The sequence below is a fragment of the Paenarthrobacter sp. CM16 genome, from assembly GCF_013179505.1.
Lineage (GTDB): Bacteria > Actinomycetota > Actinomycetes > Actinomycetales > Micrococcaceae > Arthrobacter.
In genome coordinates this window covers 1-8800 of record NZ_JABMCX010000200.1, presented here as the reverse complement: position 1 = coordinate 8800, position 8800 = coordinate 1, and the positions used below count along the sequence as shown (strand labels likewise).

The 8800-nt window shown below is 62.1% G+C and carries 7 protein-coding genes; 4 read left to right on the top strand and 3 right to left on the bottom strand.

The genetic code is table 11. The features are described 5' to 3' along the window. The 3 genes from uvrA to HP499_RS16545 all read right to left on the bottom strand — a co-directional run. Positions 1 to 1884 (bottom strand): excinuclease ABC subunit UvrA (gene uvrA / locus HP499_RS16555; protein ID WP_172325315.1); only part of this gene is annotated, 1884 nt, incomplete at its 3' end. Positions 1885 to 1949: 65 nt separating this feature from the next. After that, positions 1950 to 2330: a GntR family transcriptional regulator gene (locus HP499_RS16550; RefSeq protein ID WP_172325314.1), complete on the bottom strand. Its 381-nt coding sequence runs from the start codon at positions 2328 to 2330 to the stop codon at positions 1950 to 1952. A 190-nt stretch (positions 2331 to 2520) separates the two neighbouring features. Next, positions 2521 to 3300 (bottom strand): trans-aconitate 2-methyltransferase, encoded by a 780-nt coding sequence (locus HP499_RS16545; protein ID WP_172325313.1) that lies wholly within the window; start codon positions 3298 to 3300, stop codon positions 2521 to 2523. 70 nt (positions 3301 to 3370) lie between these two features. Here HP499_RS16545 and HP499_RS16540 point away from each other — a divergent pair, with 70 nt between their 5' ends. The 4 genes from HP499_RS16540 to HP499_RS16525 form a co-directional block, all read left to right on the top strand. Further along, positions 3371 to 5905: an RNA helicase gene (locus tag HP499_RS16540; protein WP_172325312.1), complete on the top strand. Its 2535-nt coding sequence runs from the start codon at positions 3371 to 3373 to the stop codon at positions 5903 to 5905. A 4-nt stretch (positions 5906 to 5909) separates the two neighbouring features. Then, entirely contained in the window at positions 5910 to 7295 is a 1386-nt protein-coding gene (locus HP499_RS16535) for a CoA transferase (protein WP_172325311.1), read from the top strand. A 52-nt stretch (positions 7296 to 7347) separates the two neighbouring features. Next, positions 7348 to 7860: a GNAT family N-acetyltransferase gene (locus HP499_RS16530; protein ID WP_172325310.1), complete on the top strand. Its 513-nt coding sequence runs from the start codon at positions 7348 to 7350 to the stop codon at positions 7858 to 7860. A 40-nt stretch (positions 7861 to 7900) separates the two neighbouring features. After that, positions 7901 to 8800, top strand: a 900-nt coding sequence (locus tag HP499_RS16525) for an alpha/beta fold hydrolase (protein ID WP_172325316.1), incomplete at its 3' end; no start/stop codon positions are given.

Genomic DNA, 8800 nt, shown 5'->3' with positions numbered 1-8800 from the left:
TGACAGGTAGTCACCTGTCAGGGAATCCGTGTTTTCCAACAACTCCTTGTAGGTTCCGGAGTGCACCACCTGGCCGCCGTGTTCTCCGGCGCCCGGTCCAATGTCCACCACCCAGTCGGCCTCGTGGATGGTGTCTTCGTCGTGCTCCACCACAATGAGTGTGTTGCCGAGGTCACGGAGGCGGGTGAGGGTCTCGATAAGCCGCCGGTTATCCCGCTGGTGCAGGCCGATTGACGGCTCGTCAAGGACGTACAAGACACCCACCAGGCCGGATCCGATCTGGGTGGCCAACCGGATACGCTGGGCTTCGCCGCCGGAAAGGGTTCCAGAGGGACGCTCGAGGTTGAGGTACTCCAACCCCACGTCCAGGAGGAAGGTCAGGCGGGCCTGGATCTCCTTCAGTACCTGGTTGGCGATCTGTGCTTCCCTGTTGGTGAGGGTCAGGCTGCCAAGGAATTCAGCACATTCGCGCATCGGCAAGGCAGCCACTGCGGCGATCGACTTGCCGTTAATGAGCACGGACAGAGACGCCGGGTTGAGTCGCGCACCGTTGCACTCAGGGCACGGAATCTGCCGCATGTATTCCTCGTAGCGGTCACGCGCCCAATCGGAATCGGTTTCACCGTGCTTGCGGTGGACGTACTGGATGGCACCTTCAAAGCCCGTACTGTACTTGCGCTCACGACCGAAGCGGTTCTTGTACTGGACAACAACTTTGTGGTCCTTGCCGTGCAAGACAGTGTTCCGGACTTCCTTGGGGAGCTTTTCCCAAGGGGTCTTCATGGAGAAACCGAGTTCGTCAGCCAAGCCTTCGAGGAGTCGGTTCCAGTACTCGGTGGTTGCCGTGCCAAGGGACCAAGGGGCGATGGCGCCCTCTCCCAGCGACAACTCAGGATTCGGGACGATGAGTTCCTCGTCCACTTCGAGCTTGGTTCCGATGCCGCTGCAGGCCGAGCACGCGCCAAAGGGATTGTTGAAGGAGAAGGAACGGGGCTCTATCTCATCGATCGCCAAGGGGTGCTCGTTGGGGCAGGCCAGGTTCTCGGAAAAAGCGCGGATACGGCCTGGATCTTCGGCGTCGAGGTCCACGAACTCAACAAGGACGCGGCCCTCAGCCAACCCCAGTGCAGTTTCCACGGAATCCGTGAGCCGCTGGCTGATGTCTTCCTTGACCACCAGGCGGTCAACCACAACTTCAATGGTGTGCTTGAACTGCTTGCCGAGCTTGGGGGGATCGCTCAGTTGAACGAGATTGCCGTCAACACGGGCACGGGAATAGCCCTTGGCGGTCAGCTCCTTGAAAAGATCGACAAATTCACCTTTACGCCCACGGACCACCGGGGCAAGTACCTGGAAGCGTGTGCCCGACTCGAGTTCCAGAAGCTGGTCCACGATCTGCTGCGGCGTCTGGCGTGCAATGGGTTCACCACAGACCGGGCAGTGCGGGCGGCCCACGCGGGCCCAGAGCAACCGCATGTAGTCATAGATCTCGGTGATGGTGCCCACCGTGGAGCGCGGGTTCTTGCTGGTGGACTTCTGGTCGATGGACACCGCGGGCGACAAGCCCTCGATGAAGTCGACATCAGGCTTGTCCACCTGGCCCAGGAACTGCCGCGCGTAGGCAGAGAGCGATTCGACGTAACGCCGCTGCCCTTCGGCAAAGATGGTGTCGAACGCCAGGGACGACTTACCGGAGCCGGAAAGCCCGGTGAACACGATCATGGCGTCACGGGGGAGGTCCAGATCCACGTTGCGCAGGTTATGTTCCCGGGCACCCTTGACCACAAGCCGCGAAAGGTCAGGCCTCGCGGGCTTGGTATCAGGAACAACGGGAACACTGTTCGGAGATTCGATGGCGGTATCTTCAGCTAAGGCTTTGGGCACTCACCAATGCTAATCGAAAACTTCTTCGAATTTCCATGTCGTGCCTCACATGCTACTGATCGGTATCAATCCGCGTCATAAGCTGCGGCAAGGAGTTGGACTGCCTCGGCAAAAGAAGCACCCTGGGCCTTGGCGGCGGCAGCGTATTGTCCCGCTACCTCGGCCAGCGCGCCCCAGCGATCGTCCCTTGCGCAGACCACGGTGCCATTCCGGCCCCGGGTTGCCACGACGCCGGCAGCCTCCAGCTCTTTATAGGCCCGGGCTACCGTGTGTGGGGCCACATCCAGCACGCCGGCCAGATTGCGCACGGGCGGCAGTTTCGCGCCCACTGCCAGGACTCCCGAGTCAGCGAGTTCGATGATCCGCAATCGCAGCTGTTCAAACAGGGCAACAGCACTGGTGGTGTTGGGGCGCCAATTGCCGGGGAAATCGCCTGAGGGAGTCATGAGGAGCTCCGCCCGCGTGCCGGAAGGAGGCGGGGCATCTGGTGTTCGAAGCGTCCTTGGTCCATGCCGAGAATTAGACCAGCGACGACGGCACGGGACAAGCGGTGGAGAACGGCATGACGTACGCCATGACCAAACAGGTCACGCGGCAGCAGGACCGTTGCCATCCTTGAAAGGGAACCCTTCGGCTTCATGTGTTCTTCCTGGCCACAGCAAAGATGCGCCGGAAAGGGAAGACGGTTCCGTGGCTGGTGGCGGGATAAGCCGTGCGCAGCATCCGTGCATATTCCGATTCGTAGTCGGCGGCTTCTTCCGGGGAGAGCGCCGCCAGCACAGGACGGAGGCCGGTGCCGCGGACCCACTGCAGGACCGGATCGCTGCCCTTCAGTACCTGTTGGTAGGTGGTCTCCCAAGCGTCAGCCGAGCATCCGGCGTCGAGCATTATTTCCAAGTAGTCCGCCGGGCTGCCCACGGCGTCGTCGTGCCGGAGTACGCCGCCAAGCCGGGCCTGCCACCGGGGCGACTCGGCCAGTTCCCGCATCAGCGTGTGGGATGGGGAAGTGAAATTTCCTGGAACCTGCAGGGCAAACCAAGCCCCCGGCTTGAGGGCCCGCAGCCAGCCGGCCAGCATGTCCAGGTGGCCGGGGACCCACTGGAGGGCTGCATTACTGACCACCACATCGGTGTCGGCGTCGGGGAGCCAGTCCGCGATGTCGCCGGCTGTGAATTCCAAGTGGAGGAACTGCTGCGAGAGGGCACGGGCTTTGAGGAGCATCTCCTCCGAAGAATCAATGCCTGCAACATGGGCGTCCGGCCAGCGTTCGGCGAGCGTCGCCGTCAGGTTCCCCGGGCCGCAGCCCAAGTCCACCACCTTCAGGGGTGTGTTCGCCTGGACCCTCGCGACGAGGTCGTGGAACGGGCGGTCCCGATGGTTTCCAAACTCTACATATTTGGAAGGATCCCACTTCATCAAAGCCTCCTCGCATCTGACACCTCTGCTGCGCCGAGCCTAAACCTTCCGGGCACTAAGCTGGAAACCAATGAAACTTCTTGAGCAGCTTCCCGGTTCCACCGCCACCGGTCCCCTGGACCCGGACGAAATCTACACACGGTTCGTGGAGTGGACCGAGAGCCGCGGCCTGCAGCTATACCCCGCGCAGGACGAAGCGATCATGGAGCTCGCCTCCGGCGCCAACGTCATCCTGGCCACCCCTACGGGCTCAGGAAAATCGCTGGTGGCCATCGCAGCGCATTTCGAAGCCATGGCACGCGGCCAGCGAAGCTACTACACCGCCCCGATCAAGGCCCTGGTATCAGAAAAGTTCTTCGCACTCTGTGACATCTTCGGTGCTGAAAACGTGGGGATGATCACCGGTGATTCCGGTGTCAACCAAGACGCCCCCATCATCTGCTGCACCGCCGAAATCCTCGCAAACATTGCCCTGCGTGAAGGCTCGACGGCGGAGCTTGGCTCGGTGATCATGGACGAGTTCCACTTCTACTCCGATCCCCAGCGCGGTTGGGCGTGGCAAGTTCCGCTCCTGGAACTTCCCCAGGCGCAGTTCCTGCTGATGTCCGCCACCTTGGGCGACGTCACGCGCTTCGAAACCGGACTGACTGAGCTGACCGGACGGTCCACCACCACGGTCAGTTCCGCAGAACGTCCCATTCCCTTGCACTACTACTATCACCTGGATCCGGTCCACGAGAGCCTGGAAGAACTGCTGTCCACCAAGCAGGTGCCCGTGTACGTGGTCCACTTCAGCCAGGCCGAAGCTATTGAGCGGGCCCAGAACCTCATGAGCATCAACATGTGCAGCCGCGCCGAAAAGGACCGGATCGCTGAGCTCATTGCTGGTTTCCGGTTCGCCGCCGGCTTCGGCAAGACCCTCAACAGACTTGTCCGCCACGGAATCGGTGTGCACCACGCCGGCATGCTCCCTAAGTACCGCCGCTTGGTGGAGCAACTGGCCCAGGCGGGGCTGTTGAAAGTCATCTGCGGAACAGACACCTTGGGCGTGGGCATCAATGTGCCTATTCGAACGGTGCTGTTGACCGCTTTGAGCAAGTACGACGGCGTTCGCACCAGGTCCCTTAACTCACGTGAGTTCCACCAAATTGCCGGCCGTGCTGGCCGCGCAGGGTACGACACTGCCGGAACGGTGGTTGTACAAGCCCCCGAGCACGTAGTGGAAAACACCAAGGCCATGGCGAAGGCCACAGCCAAGTTCGGCGATGACCAGAAGAAGTTGCGCCAAGTGGTCAAGAAGAAGCCGCCGGAGGGCTTCGTCTCATGGGGCGAGCCCACGTTCAAGCGGCTGGTGGAATCGGTCCCCGAGCCCTTGACATCCAGTTTTACCGTCACGCACGCAATGCTCCTGAACCTCATGGAACGTCCGGGTGACCCGTTCCAGGCAACCAGGCGTTTGCTCAGCGAGAATCACGAGAACCGTCCGGCGCAGCTCAAGCTCATGAAGAAGGCCCTGGGGATCTATCGTGAACTGCTGGCCGCAGGCGTGGTTGAACGAATCCCTGAGGACGAACAGGAAGCCGAAGGGCGTTCCGTTCGCCTGACGGTGCACCTGCAGGCAAACTTCGCCCTGAACCAGCCGCTCTCCCCCTTCGCATTGGCCGCCTTGGAGCTGCTCGATCCTGAGTCGCCGTCGTACGCCCTGGACGTGGTTTCGGTGATTGAGTCCACCTTGGAGAAACCCCGCCAGATTCTTTCGGCGCAGCAGAAGAAAGCGCGGGGCGAGGCAGTTGCTGCCATGAAGGCGGACGGCATCGAGTATGACCAACGCATGGCCATGCTGGACGAAGTTACGTATCCCATGCCGTTGGCCGAGATCCTCGGTGAGGCCTTTGAGGTCTACCGCAAGGCCGCCCCGTGGGTGGGCGACTTTGAGCTGGCGCCTAAATCGATCATCCGGGACATGTACGAGCGCGCCATGAACTTCGGTGAATTTGTGCAGTTCTATGGGCTGGCCCGCTCGGAAGGCATCGTCCTGCGCTACCTGGCCGACGGGTTCCGGGCACTCCGGCAGACTGTTCCCCAGGATCTGCTTCGCGAGGACCTCGAAGATCTGATTGCCTGGCTGGGCGAACTGGTCCGCCAGGTTGATTCCAGCCTGCTGGACGAGTGGGAAGAGCTCACCTCCGGCCTTGCACCCACGCCGCACGACGCTCCCCCGCCACCGCCGCCCCTCCTGACATCGAACATTCGCGCTTTCCGCGTCATGGTCCGCAATGAGATGTTCCGCCGGGTTGAACTTTTCGCTGATGAGGATTCTGCTGCCTTGGGCGAACTCGACGCTGACGCGGGTTGGGATGCGGAGCGTTGGGAAGAAATTCTGGACGACTACTTCGACGAACACGATGACATCGGCACCGGCCCGGACGCCCGTGGACCTGGACTGCTCATCATCACCGAAGAACCCGGCACCTGGAAGGTCCGGCAGATCTTCGACGATCCGGCGCGCAACCATGACTGGGGCATCTCTGCCGAAGTGGACTTGGCCGCATCTGACGAAACCGGTACAGCTGTGGTCCGGGTGACTGACGTCAACAGGCTTTAGGCCAATGGCCGTGGAACCCGTCCCGGATCTGACCGGCAGCCTGCGTGTACTGGATTCGTTCAGCGCAGCCAAGCCGGCAGCCTGCATGGGTCCACGCCGTTGGTGGTGTGGGAGCCTGGACGTCGAGGGGCTCGCCTTGGGATCCGTGCAGGCTGCAGCCACCGCCTTGGAGTCCCTGACAGGTTCCACCGGGCGGTACTCAGTATCGTCGAACCTGACCGCTGCCTCCTTCGATTCACTGGGGCACCTCAGGATCTCGGGCCGGAAGCCTCAAGGTTTTGCTCCGACATCGGGCTTCCGCCGCACGCTGGACGGCTGGATACGCCTGCATGCCAACTACCCGCACCATGCGGAGCGGCTGATGGAGACGCTCCGGGCCGCTACTCCTGATGAGCTGGACCGTGTCCTGCCTTCCATGACAGCACTGGAAGCAGAGGAAGCAATTGCTGCAGGTAGGGGTGTCGCTGCAGCCGTCCGTTCCCGGGACGAGTGGCGGTCCACGCCCCAGCACCGGGCAGCAGGCACTGGTCCCTGGCTCAGTTTCACCCGGCCCGCAGCGCCGGACGGAAGTCCGCGGCCGTCGTCGTGGATTCCATCAACGGATGTTTTCCTGCCTCTGGCCGGCCTCAAGGTCCTGGACCTGACACGCGTCATCGCCGGCCCCACGGCCACGCGCCTCCTGGGCGTCCTCGGAGCGGACGTTTTGCGCATCGATCCGCCGCACCTTCCCGAGCTCACTGATGCCTTTGTTGATTCGGGTTTCGATAAGCGCAGCGCAGAAGCCGACTTCAATGATGCCGGGGCGCGGGAAGCGGTGCACCAACTGCTCGGATCCGCCGACGTCGTTGTGACCGGGTACCGCCACGGCGGACTGGACCGGTACGGTTTCAGCCCTTCGAGCATGCTGGCAGCCAGGCCGGACCTGGTGGTGGTGGCGCTAAGTGCCTGGGGCAGCACGGGCCCTTGGAGTAGCCGGCGGGGGTTCGACAGCCTGGTCCAGGCTGCCTGCGGAATAGCGGAGCAGTATGGCAGCTACCACGACGACGGGTGGAGGCCAGGCGTGCTGCCGGTCCAAGCGCTGGATCATGCGACGGGGTATGGGATCGCCGCCGCCGCGTTGGCTCTGCTGTCCGAACGCCTCCGCACCGGATTCGGAGGAACAGCACACGTTTCCCTGGCCCGCACGGCGGAGGAACTCTTCGGTTTTCCATCACCCCTGACCACCAAGGACGACGCTGGTTTACCTGTCCCTGACAAACGCCTGATCGACAGCGCCTACGGACCACTCCGCTTCGTAGGGCCACCCATCGCCATTGACGGTGTTCCCCTGCAATACAGGAAGGCACCGGTGCAATACGGAACGTCGGCTTTGGCCTGGTTATGGAAGTAGCTGACAGAGAACCGTGAGCGGCGTGTAAGGCTCCCCTAGTAAGCTCGGAGCCATGACTGTAATCCGCCCAGCCACTGTTGACGACGTCCCTGCCATCCTCCGGATGATCCATGATCTTGCGATCTACGAGAAAGAACCGGACGCGGTCAAAAACACCCCCGCCATGCTCACGGAAGTGCTCTTCGGTGAGAACCCCCGCGTCTATGCCACGATCGCCGAAAACAGTGCCGGCACGGTGCAAGGGTTTGCTCTGTGGTTCCTGAACTACTCCACGTGGGAAGGCGTCCACGGTATCTACCTTGAGGACCTCTACGTGGTTCCTGATGCGCGCGGTGAGGGACATGGCAAAGCGCTGTTGCAGTATCTTGCGGCTACGGCAGTCGAACGTGGCTACGCCCGCGTGGAGTGGAGCGTCCTTGACTGGAATGAACCATCCATCAACTTCTACAAGAACCTGGGCGCGTTCCCCATGGAAAAATGGTCCACCTTCCGGCTGACCGGCGAGGCACTGGAGGCCTTCGGTACGACGGCGGGCCAGGCGAACGAGGCTCTTGCCCGTGGCTGAGGGGTACCTGGAACCGAGCGCCGAACAGAACGCCGCCGGTATGCATGTTGTCCGCGCGCGTCACCAGTTCCGCGGCCTGCGGACAGTTGAGCATTACTTCACCGTTCCATTGGAGCATTCACCGGGTGAACCGGTCACCTCCGGCGAGACCATCACCATCTTTGCCAGGGAATACTCTTCCACCGAACACACGGCTGAGGAAGCCGAAAAATTGCCATGGTTGTTGTTCCTCCAAGGAGGCCCCGGCGGCCGCGGAAACCGGGTTACGTCGTTGTCCGGTTGGATGAAGGCGGCTGCCAGGGACTTCCGGATCCTGATGCTCGATCAACGCGGCACCGGCTTGTCCACACCTGTTGAACAACAATCACTCGAACTCCGGGGCGATGCCTCCGCGCAGGCCGACTACTTGACGCATTTCCGCGCCGACTCGATTGTGGCTGACGCCGAGAACATTCGTCGGGTGTTGGGGTCCGGACCATGGTCTGTGCTTGGCCAAAGCTTCGGTGGTTTCTGTGCGTTGACCTACCTGTCGCTCGCTCCCGAGGGCCTTCGCGAGGTCCTCATCACAGGTGGCCTTGCTCCCCTCCACGGTCCGGCGGAGCGGGTTTACCAAGCCACATTCCAGCGCGTCGCCGCGCGGAACGCCGAGTATTTCGGCTGGTACCCGGAGGACAGGGACACAGTCACCCGGATCGCCAGGCACCTGGACCGCCATGCGGAGTTCCTGGCAAGCGGTGAAAGGCTCACCCCCGAGCGTTTCCAGATGATCGGTTCGTTCCTCGGCGGCAACACCCGGGTGGACGCCCTTCATTACCTCCTGGAGGACGCCTTCATTGACACCGCCTCCGGCCCACGCCTCTCCGAAACATTCCTCGAACAAGTGCGGGGCCTCGTCAGTCGCGCTGCCAATCCCCTGTACGCCATTCTTCATGAGTCCATC

Bases quoted from the DNA above. Each gene is read 5' to 3' on its own strand.
- HP499_RS16550 (WP_172325314.1), bottom strand. From the start codon at position 2,330: ATGACTCCCTCAGGCGATTTCCCCGGCAATTGGCGCCCCAACACCACC.
- HP499_RS16545 (WP_172325313.1), bottom strand. From the start codon at position 3,300: ATGAAGTGGGATCCTTCCAAATATGTAGAGTTTGGAAACCATCGGGAC.
- HP499_RS16540 (WP_172325312.1), top strand. From the start codon at position 3,371: ATGAAACTTCTTGAGCAGCTTCCCGGTTCCACCGCCACCGGTCCCCTG.
- HP499_RS16535 (WP_172325311.1), top strand. From the start codon at position 5,910: ATGGCCGTGGAACCCGTCCCGGATCTGACCGGCAGCCTGCGTGTACTG.
- HP499_RS16530 (WP_172325310.1), top strand. From the start codon at position 7,348: ATGACTGTAATCCGCCCAGCCACTGTTGACGACGTCCCTGCCATCCTC.